We start from the raw sequence: 16,274 nt of genomic DNA, 5'->3' as shown, positions 1-16,274 counted from the left end.
TGGTCTTCTCAGAGCGGGAGGATGACACTGCCGATCACCGCCGTCAGCCGAGACATGATGTCGGTCCAGAGCCCGGTCACCATCAGCACGCCGAGCAGGATGAGCATGACGCCGCCGATGACGTTCACGACCCGCACGTGGCGGCGGAGGAAGCCGACCGCCCTGGTCGCCCAGCCGAAGCCGAGGGCGACCAGCAGGAAGGGGATGCCGAGTCCGAGCGAGTAGGCGAGGCCGAGGAAGCCGGCGCGCACGGGGTCTCCGGCGTTGAAGGACAGCGCGAGGATGGCCGCCAGGGTCGGGCCCATGCACGGAGCCCAGCCGATGCCGAGCGCGACGCCCAGCAGGGGCGCACCGAGAACGCCCGCCTTGGAGTCGACGTGGAAGCGCATCTCGCGCTGTGCGAAGCCGAACAGGCCGAGGAACACGAGCCCCATGGCGATGACGACGACGCCGAGGATGCGCGTGATGAGGTCGCCCCACTGCAGCAGGAAGACGCCGGCGGTGCCGCCGAGGACCGTGTAGAGGATGAACACGATCGTGAAGCCGAGGATGAACAGCAGCACTCCGAGCACGAGTCTGCTGCGGGTCGCGGTCTGCGTGGACGTACCACCACCCGGGCCGGAGCCGTCGCGCGGGGCGACGGCGCCGCCGATGAACCCCAGGTAGCCGGGCACCAGGGGCAGCACGCAGGGGGAGACGAAGGAGACGAGTCCCGCGAGCATGGCGACGGGAATCGCGATCCAGAGTGCCCCGGATCCGATGATGGCGTCGGGGTTCACGGTGCTCCTGCGGACATCACGAGTCCTCCGCGAGCGCGTCCTTGACGAGCGTCGAGAGGACGGAGGTGCCGTCGATCGGCCCGATGATCTTCGCCGCAACGCGGCCCTGCTTGTCGAGCACGAGCGTGGTGGGGGTGGCCGAGATCGGCACGACCTTCGCGAACGCGAGCTTGGCCTCCGCGGTGTCCACGTCGATCAGGCTCGGGTAGGTGATGCCGAACTCCTCGGCGAACGCGACCGCGGTGTCGGCCTGATCCCGCGTGTTGATGCCGATGAACTGCACTCCGGCGTCCTGGTGCTCCTGCCAGACGGCCTCCAGGTCGGGGGCCTCGATGCGGCAGGGCGCGCATCCGGCGTACCAGAAGTTGACGACGGCGACCTGTCCGGCGATGTCGGCGCTGTCGAAGTCGTCTCCGTGCTCCGTGACGCCGCCGAACACCACGGGTTCTCCGCGCTCGGCGGGCGGGATCTCGACGATCGCGCCGTCGGCGGCGACGTAGCCGGTGTTCTCTCCGCTGAGGAAGGATTCACTCACGGCGTCGGGAGCGCAGGCGCTGAGGCCGACGGCGAGCACCGCGGCGAACGCGGCCCCGGCCACGCGGCGGGTTGCCCGGTGGCGGGAGGTGCGGCCGCTGCGAATCGGGGGGATTCTGGGGGCGAGTGGCACGGCTCCGAGTTTACGCAGAGCTTCCTATGCGCTGGCCGGGTACCCCCGGGGGGAGTCAGAATCGCGCGAGGACATCGGCGACACCGGCGCGGAAGCGCGGGCACGTGGCGATGTCGTGCGCGCGGCAGCCCATCGCGTGCTCGGTCATCGCGCGTGAGCGGCGCATCTCCTCCATGCGCCGATCCAGGTCGTCGAGGTGCTGCTGCAGCACCTCGTGCCGCCCCGCGCTGCCGTCGTCGAGCAGCACCGCGATCTGGTCGAGGCTCATGCCCGCCGCCTTGCTGCGCTGGATCACCGCGATGCGCACGACCTCGTCCTCACCGTAGCGACGGCGACCGGCGGGGTCGCGCGGCGGGCGCAGCAGCCCCACCGTCTCCCAGTGCCGCAGCACGTTCGTCGGCAGCTCGAAGCGGGCGGCGACCTCGCCGACGGACCAGGGGTGGCTGTCGCTTGACTTCATGTCGACATGAAGTCACACACTGAGGACGAACGCAAGAGCAGACGAAGGGAAACCCATGTACGACGCGATCGTGATCGGCGCCGGACCGGCAGGACTGCAGGCCGCCCTCACCCTCGGGCGGATGCACCGCTCGGCCCTGCTGCTGGACTCGGGCGAGTACCGCAACGGCACCGTCTTGCACATGCACAACATGATCGGGGAGGACGGCACTCCCCCGGCCGAGCTGAGGGCGCGAGCGCGCCGCGAGCTCGCCGCCTACGACACGGTCGAGGTGCGGGACGACGCCGCGCAGCGCATCGACGGCGCGGAGGCCGAGGGCTTCCGCGTGACCCTCGCCGACGACACCGTCGTGGAGGGCCGCCGCGTGGTGCTCGCCACCGGCATCGCCGACGACCTCCCGGACGTCCCGGGACTGCAGGCGCTGTGGGGGCTCACCGCGTTCAGCTGCCCCTTCTGCGACGGGCACGAGCACGCCGGAAAGCCCATCGCGATCGTGGGCGCGGCCCCGCGCGCGCTCCACCTCATCGGTCTGCTCGGACGCATCGTCGACGGCATCACGGTGGTCCCGGTCGGTGCGGCCTTCGCCGACGAGGACCGCGCCCTCCTGGAGGGCTCCGGTGCGACGGTCTCGTCCGCCCCGGTCGACGCGGTCGAGGCGCACGACGGCGGCGTGCTCGTGCATACGGCCGCGGAAGACCTCGCCGTGGCCGGGGTCTTCGTCGCAGCGGCGTCGATGCGGCAGCGCGCGCCGTTCGCCGCGGACCTCGGCCTGCGCATGCTCGAGTCGGGCTCGATCGAGATCGACGAGTTCGGGCGCACCTCGGTCCCCGGGGTGTACGCGGCGGGAGACCTCGCCCACCGCGCGACGCTGCCAGGACCGATGGCCTCGGTGCTGCTGGCCGCAGGGGCCGGTCAACTCGCGGCCGTGGGCGTCATCCAGTCGCTCCTCGCCGCGGGGGCCTGAGCCCCGGGCGGGGGCTGGGCTCAGACCGCACCGACGTCGACGGCGCCGCCGGTCGCAGCGGGCTCCGCATACGCGACCTCGCGCCACACGTCGCCGACCCGTTCGAACGACGTGACGCTCGACAGGGCGCAGCGGCGGGTGCGGGGGTCGTGCTGCAGCGGGAGCCCGGCCACCCGCAGGTGCGTGATCCAGATCGGCGCCTGATGCGACACCATCACGATGTCACCCTCGGTCGTGGTCTCCGCGGCGGCCGTCCACGCCTCGTCCATGATGCCCAGCATGCGCTCGGCGATCGAGGCGTACGGCTCACCCCAGCTGGGCAGCGACGGCTGTCGCAGGTGCCACCAGTTGAGCGGGTTCATCAGGGAGCGGCGCATCCGGGTGCCCTCGAACACATTGGTCGGCTCGATCAGGCGGATGTCGATCTCGGGCACGAGGTCGAACGTCGAGGCGAACGGCTCCGCCGACTCCTGCGCGCGCTCCAGCGGGGAGGCGTAGAGGGCCGCGACGGGAGCGCCGAGCTCGGACACGTGCGCCGCCGCCGACGCCGCCATCTCCCGTCCCGCGGCGCTGAGGTGGTAATCCGGCAGCCGCCCGTACAGCACGCGGGCCGGGTTGTGCACCTCGCCGTGGCGGACCAGGTGGAGTCGCGACGCCGTCACCTCAGACCTCGCGGTACCGGGCGTCGCCGAAGCCGAGGATCAGGTAGCCGATGTAAGGGAAGAGGAACAGCAGGAAGAAGGAGAAGCCGGCGCCCTTGCCGAAACGCTCGCCGAGCTTGAAGGCGACGATGATCGCGAGGATGAAGTTCGCGATCGGCACGAGGTACAGCAGCGCGAGCCAGCCGGACATCCCGGCGATCTTCACGAGGAAGACGAGGTTGACGAGCGGGATGATCGCGAGGATGCCGGGGTAGCCCGCCTTTGAGAACACCTTCCACAGGCCGACCGCCACGAGGATGTAGAACACCAGGGCGATGAGACCGGTGGTGCCGGAGAAGATCGCGGCGAACAGGTCGGGGATGCCGTTGCCGTCGGAGATGGAGAGGTGCATGGGGGCTCGCCTTTCGTCCTGGCGATCCTACTGAGCCGGCGCGGTCGTGCGCAGGCGACCGGGCCGGGGACGGCGCAGACGCCCGCGTAGACTGGGCGGGTTCATCTTTCCCCGGATCAGGAGGAATCCTCCGTGCTGCGCACCCACACCGCAGGCTCCCTGCGCGCCGAGAACATCGGTCAGACCGTCACCCTCACCGGGTGGGTCGATCGTCGTCGTGACCACGGAGGCGTCGCGTTCATCGATCTGCGGGATGCCTCGGGCATCGCCCAGGTCGTCATCCGGGACGAGGAGGTCGCCCACCCGCTGCGCAACGAGTTCGTGCTCAAGGTGACCGGCGAGGTCGCGCGGCGCCCCGAGGGCAACGCCAACCCGAACCTCCCCTCCGGCGAGATCGAGGTCATCGCGGCCGACGTCGAGGTCCTGAACGAGTCGGCCCCGCTGCCGTTCCAGGTCTCCACGGCCGTGGCCGACACCGAGACCGTCGGCGAAGAGGCCCGCCTGAAGTACCGCTACCTCGACCTGCGCCGTCCGGCCGCCGCGTCCGCCCTGCGCCTGCGCTCGAACGTCTACAAGGCCATCCGCGACGTGCTGCACGCCGATGGCTTCACCGAGGTCGAGACCCCGACCCTCACCCGCTCCACCCCGGAGGGCGCCCGCGACTTCGTGGTTCCCGCACGCCTGCACCCGGGCAGCTGGTACGCCCTGCCGCAGTCGCCCCAGCTGTTCAAGCAGCTGCTCATGGTCGGCGGCGTGGAGAAGTACTACCAGATCGCCCGCTGCTACCGCGACGAGGACTTCCGCGCCGACCGGCAGCCCGAGTTCACCCAGCTCGACATCGAGATGAGCTTCGTGGACCAGGAGGACGTGATCGCCCTCATGGAGTCGCTCATCGTGGCGATGTGGCAGACGATCGGCGTCGAGGTGCAGACGCCGCTGCCGCGCATGACGTACGCCGAGGCGATGGCGAAGTACGGCTCCGACAAGCCCGACCTGCGCTTCGGACTCGAGCTCGTCGAGGCGACCGAGTACTTCGCGGAGACCCCGTTCCGGGTGTTCCAGGCCGAGTACGTCGGCGCGGTGCGGATGCCCGGCGGCGCCTCGCAGCCGCGCAAGGTGCTCGACGCCTGGCAGGACTGGGCCAAGCAGCGCGGCGCACGGGGCCTGGCCTACGTGCTGTTCAACGAGGACGGAACCCTGGGCGGCCCCGCGGCCAAGAACCTCTCCGAGGCGGAGCAGGCAGGACTCGCGGAGTTCGTCGGCGCGGAGCCGGGCGACTGCGTGTTCTTCGCCGCCGGTGCGACCAAGGAGAGCCGTGCGCTGCTCGGCGCCGCGCGAGTCGAGATCGGCCGCCGCCTCGGCTACCTGAACCCGGACGAGTTCGCCTTCACGTGGGTCGTCGACGCGCCGATGTTCGAGCCCGCCGCCGACGCCGTGGCCTCGGGCGACGTGGCCGTGGGCGCCGGCGCGTGGACCGCCGTGCACCACGCGTTCACGGGTCCGAAGCCCGAGTTCGAGGACACGTTCGACACCGACCCCGGCTCGGCCCTCGCCTACGCGTACGACATCGTGTGCAACGGCTCGGAGCTGGGTGGCGGCTCGATCCGCATCCACCGCGAGGACATCCAGAAGCGGGTGTTCGAGGTCATGGGCATCAGCGACGAGGTCGCGCAGGAGCAGTTCGGCTTCCTGCTCGACGCGTTCAAGTTCGGCGCGCCCCCGCACGGCGGCATCGCGCTCGGTATGGACCGCGTGCTGCAGCACCTGTCGAAGACCGAGTCGATCCGCGAGGTCATCGCGTTCCCGAAGTCGGGCAACGGCTTCGACCCGCTGACGGCCGCTCCCGCGCCGATCTCCGCCGCGCAGCGCGCCGAGGCCGGTGTGGACTTCGACCCGGAGACCGACGAGGCCTGACGCCGCTGAGACCCCGCCCGACCGTCGAGACCCCGGAGCGCTGCACGCCGCAGCCCGGGGTCTCGACGCATATCCGGGGCCTCGACACATTCCGGGTCTCGATGCACTCCAGGGCCTCGAGGTGTACCCGGGCTCTCCACACGGCCGGGGTGGGCGGGAGGCTCAGTCGAGCGAGGCCACGAACGGCGCGATGTTCTCGTTCCACACGTCCACCCCGAGCTTCGCGATCAGAGCGATCACCACGAGGAGGAACACCACGCGGATGAAGGTCGTGCCGCGCGAGATCGCCATCCGCGACCCCAGGTAGCTTCCCGCCACGTTCGCGACCGCGAGGATGCCCCCGAGCAGCCACAGCACCGAGCCGTGCGGGATGAACAGCAGGAGGGCTCCCAGGTTCGTGGCGAAGTTGACGATCTTGGCCTTGGCGCTCGCCTGCAGGAAGTCGTAGCCGAGCAGCGCCACGAGGGTGATCACGAGGAACGTGCCGGTGCCGGGACCGATCATGCCGTCGTAGAAGCCGATCGCGAGCCCGGCCAGCCCGGCCATGATGTGGTGCTTGTGCCCGTGGAAGCGGAGAGCGGTCGCGGCGCCCAGCTGCGGCCGGAACGCCGTGAAGAGCGCGACGGCGAGCAGTGCGAGCACGATGATGGGCTTGAACGCGGCGGGCGGCAGCACGGTGGCCACGGCGGCTCCGCCGAAGGAGCCCACCAGCGCGATCGCGGCCATCGGCAGCGCGGTGCGGATATCGGGCTTGGCGCGGCGATAGTAGGTGATGCTGCTGGTCGCGGTGCCGAACACCGAGGCGAGCTTGTTGGTCGCGAGCGCCTGGACAGGGGCGATCCCGGGGATCAACAGCAGCGCGGGCAGCTGCAGCAGACCGCCGCCGCCCACGACCGCGTCGATCCAGCCGGCGCCGAAGGCTGCGACGATGATGAGGATCAGCATCCCCCAGGTGAGCTGCTCCAGACCGAGCACGGCGCCGATATCCACCCGGCCATGATTCCAGAGTCCGGGCGGCCGCCCCGCATCGGCGGCGCTGGCAGACTGGGCTCATGCTGCCTGCCCTGCCTCTGCCCTTCGCTTTCCCCTCTCGCGCGGGTGACGCGGTGCTCCGGCGGGCGACGGAAGCCGATGCGGACGGGGTCATCGCGCTGCTCGCCGACGACCCGATCAGTGCCGCGCGGGGCGATGTCGCGGATGAGGGCGACCGTCCCGCCTACGTGCGCGGGCTGCGGGAGATCCTCGACGACCCGTCGAACGACCTTCTCGTGGTCGAGCTCGGCGGCGCGCTCGTGGGCACGCTGCAGCTCACGTCGATCCCCGGCATGGCTCGGCGCGGCGCCCGGCGGCTGCTGGTGGAGGCGGTGCGCGTGCGCAGCGACCTGCGCTCCGCGGGCATCGGCTCCGCGGTGATGCGGTGGGTGGGCGAGGCGGCGGCACCGGCCCTCGGCGCCGCGATCGTGCAGCTGACCTCCGATGCGGCACGAACTGACGCACACCGCTTCTACGAGCGCCTGGGCTACGTGGGCTCGCATCGGGGGTTCAAGCTGTCGGTGCCTGGCGTCTGAGCCTCACCCCTGAAGAGTGATATATCAGTCAACCGATATTGCGCATGTGGCGTGATGGTGGCATCATTTCATCGTCTCCAACCGCCGTCATGACTATCGGCGACGGTCAGCGAGACGGAGGTGCTGCTCGGAAATCCTCCCCCGCGAGCCGGCGCCTACCAGGGCGCCCTCCGGCCCGGGGGGACCGGAGGGTGTCCTGACCCCGCGTCCCGCGCCGCGTGCGCGACTCGTAAACGGCGGAGCACAGCTCCATCCGTGACAGAGAGGATCAGTCCATGGCAGGCAAGTTCGAGCTGTACCGCGGTCCATCCGGTCAGTACCGGTTCCGCCTCAAGGCCGGCAACGGCGAGATCATCGCGACGAGCGAGGGGTACTCCTCCAAGTCCGCCGCGCTGAACGGCATCGAGTCCGTTCAGCGCAACGCCCCTGGCGCCGAAGTCGTCGAGGTCGACTGACCCCGCTCGCGACGAGACCACCTGACGCCGGAGGGCGACCAGCGGGTCTCGTGCGTCGTGTGGTCAGAGCACCCGCGACAGGAAGTCCTTCGTGCGCTGGTGCTGCGGATCGGCGAGTACCGCGCGGGGGTCGCCCTGTTCGACGATGTGGCCGCCGTCCATGAAGATCAGCCGGGACCCGACCTCGCGCGCGAAGCCCATCTCATGGGTCACGACCAGCATCGTCATGCCCTCGTCTGCGAGCGAGCGCATGACCTGCAGCACCTCGCCGACCAGCTCGGGGTCGAGGGCCGACGTGGGCTCGTCGAACAGCATCATGTCGGGGTTCATGCACAGCGCCCTGGCGATGGCCACGCGCTGCTGCTGTCCGCCCGAGAGGTGCCCGGGGTAGGCGTCCGCCTTCTCAGCGAGCCCCACCCGTGCCAGCATCGCGTGCGCGACCTTCTCGGACTCCGCCTTCGAGCGCTTCTTCACCCGCTGCTGCGCGATGGTGAGGTTGCCCAGCACGCTCAGGTGCGGGAACAGGTTGAAGCTCTGGAACACCATGCCGATGCGCGTGCGCACCCGGTCGATGTCGATGTCGGGGTCGGTGATGTCGATGCCCTCGATCAGCACCTTGCCGCCGGTCGGCTCCTCCAGCAGGTTGACGGAGCGCAGCAGCGTCGACTTGCCCGAACCGGACGGCCCGATCACGCACACGACCTCGCCCGGGTACACGGTCAGGTCGATGCCCTTGAGCACCTCGTTGTCGCCGAAGGTCTTCACCAGACCCTGGATGTCGATCGCGGGCGCGTGGACGTCGATCAGGTCGGTGGTCATCGGCTCCTCGCCATCCGTCGCTCCAGCCACGCGCTGAACCGCGTGAGGGGGATCGTCACGATCAGGTACAGGATCGCCGCCATGATCAGCGGTGTCCCGTTCGCGTTCTGCGTGCTCGCGTCACGGGCGAAGGTCGTGAGCTCTTTCGACCAGATGAAGGATCCGGCCACGAACAGCAGCGACGTGTCCTTCAGCAGCAGCACGAACTCGTTCGTCAACGGCGGGATGATGATGCGGAATCCCTGAGGGACGACGATCCAGAACGTGGTCTTCATGGGCGACATGCCCAGTGACCGCGCCGCCTCGGTCTGCCCCTTCGGCACCGCCTGGAGTCCGGCACGGATGGTCTCGGCCATGTAGGCCGACGCCACCAAGATCAGGCCGATGAGCCCGAGGACGACGGGCCCGCCGAGCTTGGTGCCCGAGACGCCCATGCCGATCGGCACGATGTAGGCGATCGCGAAGATCGTCAGGATGGCGGGCAACCCGCGGAACAGCTCGATCCAGCACGTCGCGATCCAGCGGAAGGGCCCGATCTCCGACAGCTTCATCAGCGCGAGCACCACGCCGAGCAGCAGCCCGCCGAGGAACGCCACGGCCGTGAACCACAGGGTGTTCACCAGGGCCGTGGTGATGATGCCCGGAAGCATCTTCGCCGCGACCTCCGGGTTGAAGTACATCGTCGCGATCCGCGACCAGTCGGTGGTGATCGCGACCCAGACGACGAGCGCGATCAGCACCGCATAGACGGTGTACCGGTACAGCTTCTTCTTCGTGGTGCGCCTCAACGCCATCGTCAAGGTCCTCCCGACCTGCTCAGTTCCGAACTCAGTTGGCCGTGAAGTACTCGTCGTAGATCTTCTGGTACTCGCCGTTGTCGCGCAGCTCCTGGAGCGCGCCGTTGACGGCCTCCAGCAGTGCGTCCTTCTCACCCTTGGCGAAGGCGAAGCCGTACGACTCGTCGGTCTCGTACGTCTCGACGATCTTGTACGCGGAGTCGGCCTTCTCGTGCTCGAGGTTCACCGGCTGGTCCTGCAGGATGGCGTCGATCTGCCCCGCCTGCATGGCCGGCCACAGCTCGCCGTCGGAGGGGTACTGCACCAGCTGGGCGCCCTTCGCGTTCTCGCCCGCGTAGCTCTCGCCCGTGGTGCCCTGCTGCACGCCGACGTTCTTGCCGGACAGGTCGTCGATCGACTCGATGCCGGAGTCGGTGCGCACGAGGAGCGACTGCAGCGAGTCGTAGTACGGGTCGGAGAAGTCGATGTTGGCCTTGCGCTCGTCCGTGATGGTCATCGCGGAGGCGCCGACGTCGCACTGCCCGGCGGCGAGCGTGGTTCCCGACTGCAGCGCGTCGAAGCCCACGTCCTGCACCGAGAGCTTGAGGTCGAGCTGCTTCGCGATCGCGCCGAGCAGATCGATGTCGAACCCTGTGTACTCGCCATCGTCCCCCTCGAACTCGAACGGCGGGTAGGGGATGTCGGAGCAGACCGTGAGGGTGCCCGCCTCGATCAGCCCGTACTCGTCGCCGGCTGCAGGCTCGCCGCTGCTCCCGGCATCGCTGGCACCGGTGGCGCATCCGGCGAGCGCGAGGGTTGCGGTGGCCACGAGTGCGAGGCCGGCGAAGAGGTTACGACGGGGCATGTCGGCTCCAGGGAGTTCGGGGGCGGGGTGCGCCCGCGGACGGGTAGGAGTTCATCTAAACATGCGGCTCGTCGCGTGACCAATGACAGGGACGGCCCACGGCATCACGTTTGTGTTGCGGTGCGCGGATCAGACCTCGAAGTCGACCGCGACGCGCGATGCCACGACCGAGCGGATGAAGGCGGCGACCTCTTCGTGCGCCGGGTGCACCTGGTACTCCTCCAGCGCCGCCAGCGAGTCGAAGTCCGCGACGAGGGTGACATCCCAATTGGTGTCCGGATAGGCGCTGTTGGCACCGGCCGAGATGCTCCGCAGCTGCGGCACCACTCCGTCGAGCGCATTCAGGCGGCGGGCGACCTCCGCGGCGTCGGCGGCGCGCTCGCCCGCGTCCTCCGCGGCGAGCTTCCAGGTCACGACGTGGCGGATGGTCATCGCTGTTCCTTCTCTTCGACGAGCGCGTCGTCGCGCACGGCCTCTTCGAGCGCTTCGCGCAGGCGGTCTGGCGCGACGCGCCAATGGGCGTGCAGACGTCCGTCGATCAGCACCACGGGGATCTTGTCCCACCACTGCTCGTACAGCGCGGGGTCGTCCTGAATCGATGCCTCGACGATCTGGATCCGCTCGGCTGCGGCGTCGGGCAGCTCAGCGACCACGGCGTCGACGACCTCGGAGGCCACATCGCACAGGTGGCAGTCGGGTTTGCCGATCAGGGTGAGCGTCGTCACGACCCCGGGACCTCGACGGCGCGTCCCTGCGCGATCCACTCCCCCGTGCCGCCTTCGACGTTGGTCGCGTCGTAGCCGCGCGCCTCGAGAGCTTCGACCACGCGCGCGGAGCGGCCGCCGGCCTGGCAGATCACGTCGAACGACTCCGCGGGCAGCTCGTCGAGCCGGTTGCCGATCTCCGACATCGGGATGTTCACGGCGCCGGGCACGTGCCCCGCGGCGAACTCGTTCACCTCCCGCACGTCGATGAGCGGGGTGCCGGAGCGCTCGGCGAGTTCGGCGACGGTGATCGACTTCATGACATCCTCTCGGCGGTGCGGGAAGCGGGCACAGACACAAAGCGCCCGTCCGGAGACAGGCGCTCGGTGTCTGGCCGCTTACTTCTTGTTGCGGCGCTGGTGGCGAGTCTTGCGAAGCAGCTTGCGGTGCTTCTTCTTCGCCATGCGCTTGCGGCGCTTCTTGATGACAGAACCCACGGAAACCTCACTAAGTCAGGGGCTGGGTGTCGCCGAATCGGACACCCGGGTACGGGCACGAAAAATGCCTCGGATCATCCTAGCAAACCCGCGGGCCTGCTTCGGCCGCGTCAGCCGGCGTCGGCGATGGGCCGCTGCAGTGCTTCGGCCACGGCCGACTCCGGCACGCGATAGCTGCGGCCGAAGCGGATGGCCGGCAGCTCGCCGGAGTGGACCAGCCGATACACGGTCATCTTGGACACGCGCATCAGCTCGGCGACCTCGGCCACCGTGAGGAATCGGACATCTGGAACCTCGGGCATCCCACGTACCCCTTTCTCGATGTGCACACTCTATGGGGTAGCTGGGACACGTGTAAACCCATGTGACTGCTGTGATCAGTGGGACCCAGGCACGGTGGCGAAGGCCCGCACCGGGAAGGTGCCGAAGCCGCGCACCGCCGGTGGGGCCGCGGTGAAGCGGGCACCCCGCGAGGGCACCGCCTCCAGTCCGATCAGATGCTCGACCACGTGCACGCCGGCGGCCAGCAGGATGCTGTGCGCCGGGCGCTCGCCGCCGCTCTCGGTGTCGTCGATGTTGAGCGAGTCGATGCCGACCAGGCGGACCCCCGACTCCGCCAGGAAGCGCGCGGCGTCCTCGGCGAGGAACGGCGCTCCCTCGGCATACGCGGGGGTGCCGAAGCGGCTGCTCCACCCGGTGTGGAGCAGCACCGCAGTGCCCCGCAGCTCGCGGTCGGCCAGCGTCGCCGCCCGGATGCCGCGTCGCTCGGGCGACCACGCGTCCTGGAGGTGGAAGACCTCGGCCGGGAGTCCGACCAGCGACGCCAGGTCCAGCGAGGCGAGGTCGCCGCCGTCGGCGTAGCGGTGGAACGGCGCGTCGAGGTAGGTGCCGGTGTTGCCGATCATCGTGATCACGTCCATCGCGAATTCGGTGCCGGGCGCGTAGCGCTCCCGGGAGGCCTCGCGAGTGAGGAACGGGGTGATGGTCGGCGCCGGGAGCCCGGGATACGTGATCAGTCCGGCCTCGATCGGGTGACTGAGATCCACGACGCGTTCGCCGGCGCCGTCGGCGGAGGCCACCTCGACGCCCCGGCTTCCGCGGTGCTGCTCCTCGACGATGCGCAGGTCCCGCAGCTCGACCTCGCCCACGAGCGCCAGTCCGAGGTGGCGGACGAGCAGGGCGGCGATCTCGTCGGCCGACATGTCCGCCCGAGGGAGGTCGAGGCGGAACCCCTCTCCCTGCATGCCGCCGCCGTTGGCGAACGTGATCGCGAAGTCGAAGTGCGCTCGGTGCTGGGCCGTCATGAGTCCATCCTGCCGATCGCAGGAGGTCTCGGGGCGGATCAGGCCGACTTCTTCCCCTTCGCGACGCGCTCCCTCGCCTCGCGGAGCACCTGCCTCTCGAGCTTCCGCGCCGCTCGCAGCGCCTTCTCGGCGTCGCGGCTGGCCTTCTGTGCCTCCCGCAGTCGCTTGTCCCCCGCGAGCTCCGCGGGGTCGATGTCCACCCACTCCTCGGACACCGCGTGCGGCTCGCCGCGGTCGAGCGCTGCGATATAGGCCGCCACGCCGTCGAGGGTGCGTTCGACCGCGAAGCGGAACGGATCGGCGGCCGACAGGAACACGCCGTCGTCGATCGCGCGCCGCAGCGCGGGGAACTCCTCCGCGGCGATCACGCGATCGAACAGCGAGGCCTCGCGCTCGGCGACCTGATCGGGGGTGAGCCCGGACGAGCGGGACTGCTCGGTGTATCCCGCCTGCACGATCCCGCACCAGCGTGCGTGCCCGGTCACGGCGAGCGCGACCGCGATGCGCTCCTCGGCCGTGAGCGGGGTGCCGTCGAGCGCCGCGAGCCCGGCGTCCAGCCAGGCGGAGCTGTTCGGCGTGATCGGGGAGCCCGAGATGGGGAGGGACAGCATCCACGGATGCCGCAGGTACACGAGGATCTGCGCCTGGTACAGCGCGAGCAGGCGATCGCGCCAGCCCTCCGCGTCGAGGTGGCTCTCGGGAGGCAGCCCCGTGGCCTCCTCCTGCATGAGCAGCAGCAGGTCGTCCTTGGCGGAGACGTAGCGGTAGAGGGACATCGGCGTGAACCCGAGGCGGGATGCGACCGCCGCCATCGACACCGCACCGATGCCCTCGGCGTCCGCCAGCTCGACCGCGGCTTCGACGATCTTCTCGACGCTCATCTCGCGCTTGGGCCCCCGCTGCGGGTTCGCGGCGACACCCCAGGCCAGGGCGATGCCGCGCGGCAGCTCCGGGGGCTCGATCTCGGTCATGCCCCCATCTTACTTCTGTTTATGAGCTAAACCGTGTGTTATGGTCATACACAGTTGCGTGACTCATACACAGTTTTCCCTCTACACAGAAAGGCCCACCCCATGGAGACAGCCATCGACGTGCGAGGCCTGCGCAAGGCCTTCGGCGCGAACACCGTGGTCGACGGACTCGACTTCACCGTCGCGCGTGGCGAGGTCTTCGCCCTGCTCGGCCCCAACGGCGCGGGCAAGACGACGACCATCAATATCCTCACCACGCTCACCGCCGCGGATCACGGCTCCGCCGCCGTGGCCGGGTGGGACGTGCGAACCCAGCCCGTCGAGGTGCAGCGGCGGATCAGCCTCACCGGGCAGTCGGCCGCCGTGGACGATGCCCTGACGGCGATCGAGAACGTCGTCATGTTCGGGCGACTGTCGGGGCTGAACCGCGCCGCCGCGCGCCGCCGCGCGACCGATCTCATCACCCAGTTCGACCTGGTCGACGCCGCGGGGCGCCCCGTGCGCACCTACTCCGGCGGGATGCGGCGACGCCTCGATCTCGCGCTCAGCTTCGTGGTCACCCCCGAGGTGCTCTTCCTCGACGAGCCCACCACCGGCCTCGACACCCGCAGCCGCCGCGACCTCTGGGACATCATCCGCGGACTCGCCGCGTCCGGCACCACCGTCTTCCTGACCACGCAGTACCTCGAGGAGGCGGACCAGCTCGCCGACCGCATCGCCGTGCTCCACGGCGGCCGCATCGCCGCGATCGGGACGGCCGCCGAGCTCAAGGCCCGGGTCGGCGGGGACACGGTCGAGCTGCACGACTCCCGCGGAGACCTGCAGGCCGAGATCCCCACCGACGGCACGGTCGCCGGGCTGCGCCGCGCCCTCGACAGGCTCGACGAAGACGGTCAGGACGGCGTCGTGACCCTGCGCCGACCCACTCTCGACGACGTGTTCCTCGCCGTCACCTCCCCCACAGACCGCCGCCCCGCGCCTGAGGGCGCCCCGCAGAAGGAGCTCGCATGACCACCACGACCGCTGGGCGCCCGCTGCCCCGGACGACGGCCGCCGCCCCGCCGCGTCCTCGCCTTCGCGGCGTCACCGCCGAGGCCGTGTTCGTCGGACGCAGCCTGCGGCATTCCCTGCGGGACGGGGAATCGCTGCTCATGGCGATCCTGCTGCCCGTGATGCTCATGCTCATGTTCACCTGGGTGTTCGGGGGCGCCATCGACCCCTCCGGCGCCTACGTCGACTATGTGGTGCCAGGGATCATCCTCACCTGCGCGGGATTCGGCGCGTCCTCGACCGCGGTGTACGTCGCCAACGACATGCGCACGGGCATCATCGACCGCTTCCGCACCATGCCGCTGCGTGCGGGCGCCGTGCTCACCGGGCACGTCGTGGCGAGCGTGCTGCGCAACCTCGTGGCCACCGCCATCGTGATCGGCGTGGGGGTGCTGGTCGGGTTCCGTCCGACCGCGAACGCGTGGGAGTGGTTGGGTCTCACGGGACTCATCGCCCTGTACATCCTCGCGATCACCTACCTGTTCGCTGCGATCGGTCTCGCCGCCGGCAGCCCGGAGGGGGCGAACGGCTACGGCTTCGTGCTGCTGTTCCTCCCCTACCTCTCCAGCGCGTTCGTGCCGGTGGCGAGCATGCCCGCATGGCTGCAGCCGGTCGCCGCGAATCAGCCGATCACGCCGATCGTGGAGACCATCCGAGGACTCCTCATGGACGTCCCGATGGGGAGTGAGCCGTGGTGGGCGATCGGATGGTGCGTGGTCATCCTCACGGTCGCGGTGCTCTGGGGCGCGTGGCTCTTCCGCCGCAAAGCCGGGAGACGCTGAGCGCAGCCGTCACAGCCCACGCATAGGCTCCCTTCGCCGATCGCTCAGACAGCACTGACACGGTCGGAGCAGGACTTGTGCCGGCACCGCCGAGTCCCTGCGGATCTGGGGTCCGCGGATCGCCCCCGACGACATGCCCCCCTGTCGCCGGGGGCGATGCCGTGTCGGAGCGTGCGACACGGGCGGCGGTGTCAGGCGCCGAGCCGCTTGAGCGCGGTGGTGACGACGTGCTTCGCGGAGGCGGCCGCACGCCCGACGACCTCTGCGGCGTGCGCGGCACCGTCGGGAAGCGGCGCCCCGGGGTAGGCGATGTCGGGGGCCGCATCGCCGAAGGCGTCGACCAGGAACGGCACCAGCCAGTCGTCGACCACCTCGAGCGGCTCGACGGACAGGCTGTAGAACCGGCGCTGCCCGTCCTCCCGGACCGTGACGAGTTCGGCATCGCGGAGCACCTTGAGGTGCTTCGACACGGTGGGCTGGCTGATGCCGAGGTCGGCCACGATCTGGCTCACGCTGGTGCCGGTCTCACCTTCGGACGTTCGGCGGAGCAGGAGCTGGAGGATGTCGCGCCTCGTACCGTCTGCGATCACGTCGAAGATGTCCGTCATGAGTTCAGGGTAGTCCGCCCCGGCACGGAGTACCATGA

At 69.8% G+C, this 16,274-nt stretch carries 23 protein-coding genes; 6 read left to right on the top strand and 17 right to left on the bottom strand.

Translation table 11 applies throughout. From position 1 onward, the window contains the following. Positions 1 to 8: 8 nt before the first annotated feature. Genes M3C17_RS01140 through M3C17_RS01130 form a run of 3 tightly spaced genes read right to left on the bottom strand, consistent with a single transcriptional unit; the run spans position 9 to position 1,906 of the window. Positions 9 to 779 (bottom strand): cytochrome c biogenesis CcdA family protein, encoded by a 771-nt coding sequence (locus M3C17_RS01140; RefSeq protein WP_259975788.1) that lies wholly within the window; start codon positions 777 to 779, stop codon positions 9 to 11. 16 nt (positions 780 to 795) lie between these two features. After that, a complete protein-coding gene (locus M3C17_RS01135; protein WP_259975787.1) occupies positions 796 to 1,446 on the bottom strand; it encodes a TlpA disulfide reductase family protein in 651 nt (216 codons plus the stop codon). A 55-nt stretch (positions 1,447 to 1,501) separates the two neighbouring features. Continuing rightward, the gene (locus M3C17_RS01130) at positions 1,502 to 1,906 is read right to left on the bottom strand and encodes a MerR family transcriptional regulator (protein WP_259975786.1); all 405 of its coding nucleotides are present in this window, start codon (positions 1,904 to 1,906) and stop codon (positions 1,502 to 1,504) included. A 55-nt stretch (positions 1,907 to 1,961) separates the two neighbouring features. On the opposite strand from M3C17_RS01130, the gene M3C17_RS01125 reads away from it, so the two are divergent. Next, the gene (locus tag M3C17_RS01125; protein WP_259975785.1) at positions 1,962 to 2,870 is read left to right on the top strand and encodes an NAD(P)/FAD-dependent oxidoreductase; all 909 of its coding nucleotides are present in this window, start codon (positions 1,962 to 1,964) and stop codon (positions 2,868 to 2,870) included. A gap of 20 nt (positions 2,871 to 2,890) precedes the next feature. Here the strand turns inward: M3C17_RS01125 and M3C17_RS01120 are convergent, their stop codons facing one another. Both M3C17_RS01120 and M3C17_RS01115 read right to left on the bottom strand, forming a co-directional pair. Then, complete coding sequence (locus tag M3C17_RS01120; protein ID WP_259975784.1) at positions 2,891 to 3,532, bottom strand: histidine phosphatase family protein; 642 nt, start codon at positions 3,530 to 3,532, stop codon at positions 2,891 to 2,893. 1 nt (position 3,533) lies between these two features. After that, on the bottom strand, positions 3,534 to 3,923 hold the full coding sequence (locus M3C17_RS01115; protein WP_259975783.1) for a DUF5684 domain-containing protein: 390 nt from the start codon (positions 3,921 to 3,923) through the stop codon (positions 3,534 to 3,536). A 132-nt stretch (positions 3,924 to 4,055) separates the two neighbouring features. On the opposite strand from M3C17_RS01115, the gene aspS reads away from it, so the two are divergent. Beyond that, the gene (gene aspS / locus M3C17_RS01110) at positions 4,056 to 5,837 is read left to right on the top strand and encodes an aspartate--tRNA ligase (RefSeq protein ID WP_259975781.1); all 1,782 of its coding nucleotides are present in this window, start codon (positions 4,056 to 4,058) and stop codon (positions 5,835 to 5,837) included. A 162-nt stretch (positions 5,838 to 5,999) separates the two neighbouring features. Here the strand turns inward: aspS and M3C17_RS01105 are convergent, their stop codons facing one another. Beyond that, the gene (locus M3C17_RS01105; protein WP_259975836.1) at positions 6,000 to 6,782 is read right to left on the bottom strand and encodes a TSUP family transporter; all 783 of its coding nucleotides are present in this window, start codon (positions 6,780 to 6,782) and stop codon (positions 6,000 to 6,002) included. A gap of 107 nt (positions 6,783 to 6,889) precedes the next feature. Here M3C17_RS01105 and M3C17_RS01100 point away from each other — a divergent pair, with 107 nt between their 5' ends. Together M3C17_RS01100 and M3C17_RS01095 are read left to right on the top strand one after the other, a co-directional pair. Beyond that, the gene (locus M3C17_RS01100; protein WP_259975780.1) at positions 6,890 to 7,405 is read left to right on the top strand and encodes a GNAT family N-acetyltransferase; all 516 of its coding nucleotides are present in this window, start codon (positions 6,890 to 6,892) and stop codon (positions 7,403 to 7,405) included. A 275-nt stretch (positions 7,406 to 7,680) separates the two neighbouring features. Beyond that, complete coding sequence (locus M3C17_RS01095) at positions 7,681 to 7,860, top strand: YegP family protein (protein ID WP_259975779.1); 180 nt, start codon at positions 7,681 to 7,683, stop codon at positions 7,858 to 7,860. A 63-nt stretch (positions 7,861 to 7,923) separates the two neighbouring features. Here the strand turns inward: M3C17_RS01095 and M3C17_RS01090 are convergent, their stop codons facing one another. From M3C17_RS01090 to M3C17_RS01045, 10 genes are all read right to left on the bottom strand, one after another. Continuing rightward, positions 7,924 to 8,679, bottom strand: a complete 756-nt coding sequence (locus M3C17_RS01090; protein ID WP_259975778.1) for an amino acid ABC transporter ATP-binding protein — start codon at positions 8,677 to 8,679, stop codon at positions 7,924 to 7,926. Beyond that, positions 8,676 to 9,473, bottom strand: coding sequence for an amino acid ABC transporter permease (locus M3C17_RS01085; RefSeq protein WP_259975777.1), 798 nt, complete (start codon positions 9,471 to 9,473; stop codon positions 8,676 to 8,678). The genes M3C17_RS01090 and M3C17_RS01085 overlap by 4 nt, the downstream gene beginning before the upstream one ends. Before the next feature lie 34 nt (positions 9,474 to 9,507). Next, positions 9,508 to 10,320 carry a basic amino acid ABC transporter substrate-binding protein gene (locus tag M3C17_RS01080; protein ID WP_259975776.1) on the bottom strand — a complete coding sequence of 271 codons (813 nt, stop codon included), beginning with the start codon at positions 10,318 to 10,320 and terminating at the stop codon, positions 9,508 to 9,510. A gap of 129 nt (positions 10,321 to 10,449) precedes the next feature. Beyond that, positions 10,450 to 10,752 (bottom strand): Dabb family protein, encoded by a 303-nt coding sequence (locus tag M3C17_RS01075; RefSeq protein WP_259975775.1) that lies wholly within the window; start codon positions 10,750 to 10,752, stop codon positions 10,450 to 10,452. After that, positions 10,749 to 11,045: a glutaredoxin family protein gene (locus M3C17_RS01070; RefSeq protein WP_259975773.1), complete on the bottom strand. Its 297-nt coding sequence runs from the start codon at positions 11,043 to 11,045 to the stop codon at positions 10,749 to 10,751. Before M3C17_RS01070 ends, M3C17_RS01075 begins: the two co-directional genes overlap by 4 nt. After that, positions 11,042 to 11,344: a rhodanese-like domain-containing protein gene (locus M3C17_RS01065; protein ID WP_259975772.1), complete on the bottom strand. Its 303-nt coding sequence runs from the start codon at positions 11,342 to 11,344 to the stop codon at positions 11,042 to 11,044. Before M3C17_RS01065 ends, M3C17_RS01070 begins: the two co-directional genes overlap by 4 nt. 78 nt (positions 11,345 to 11,422) lie before the next feature. Then, positions 11,423 to 11,521 carry a 30S ribosomal protein bS22 gene (locus M3C17_RS01060; protein WP_003792170.1) on the bottom strand — a complete coding sequence of 33 codons (99 nt, stop codon included), beginning with the start codon at positions 11,519 to 11,521 and terminating at the stop codon, positions 11,423 to 11,425. 110 nt (positions 11,522 to 11,631) lie between these two features. Next, a complete protein-coding gene (locus tag M3C17_RS01055) occupies positions 11,632 to 11,823 on the bottom strand; it encodes a helix-turn-helix domain-containing protein (protein WP_116242548.1) in 192 nt (63 codons plus the stop codon). A gap of 75 nt (positions 11,824 to 11,898) precedes the next feature. Beyond that, positions 11,899 to 12,825, bottom strand: a complete 927-nt coding sequence (locus tag M3C17_RS01050) for a cyclase family protein (protein WP_259975770.1) — start codon at positions 12,823 to 12,825, stop codon at positions 11,899 to 11,901. Positions 12,826 to 12,863: 38 nt separating this feature from the next. Next, entirely contained in the window at positions 12,864 to 13,796 is a 933-nt protein-coding gene (locus M3C17_RS01045; RefSeq protein WP_259975769.1) for a TetR/AcrR family transcriptional regulator, read from the bottom strand. A 102-nt stretch (positions 13,797 to 13,898) separates the two neighbouring features. On the opposite strand from M3C17_RS01045, the gene M3C17_RS01040 reads away from it, so the two are divergent. Further along, positions 13,899 to 14,807, top strand: a complete 909-nt coding sequence (locus M3C17_RS01040) for an ATP-binding cassette domain-containing protein (protein WP_259975768.1) — start codon at positions 13,899 to 13,901, stop codon at positions 14,805 to 14,807. Beyond that, positions 14,804 to 15,628, top strand: a complete 825-nt coding sequence (locus M3C17_RS01035; RefSeq protein WP_259975767.1) for an ABC transporter permease — start codon at positions 14,804 to 14,806, stop codon at positions 15,626 to 15,628. The genes M3C17_RS01040 and M3C17_RS01035 overlap by 4 nt, the downstream gene beginning before the upstream one ends. A gap of 191 nt (positions 15,629 to 15,819) precedes the next feature. On the opposite strand, the gene M3C17_RS01030 is transcribed toward M3C17_RS01035, so the two are convergent. Beyond that, positions 15,820 to 16,236 carry a helix-turn-helix transcriptional regulator gene (locus tag M3C17_RS01030; protein WP_259975764.1) on the bottom strand — a complete coding sequence of 139 codons (417 nt, stop codon included), beginning with the start codon at positions 16,234 to 16,236 and terminating at the stop codon, positions 15,820 to 15,822. Between the last annotated feature and the right edge of the window lie 38 nt (positions 16,237 to 16,274).

Source organism: Microbacterium sp. p3-SID336 (assembly GCF_025143365.1).
Lineage (GTDB): Bacteria > Actinomycetota > Actinomycetes > Actinomycetales > Microbacteriaceae > Microbacterium.
This window is presented reverse-complemented; position numbering and strand designations above follow the sequence as displayed.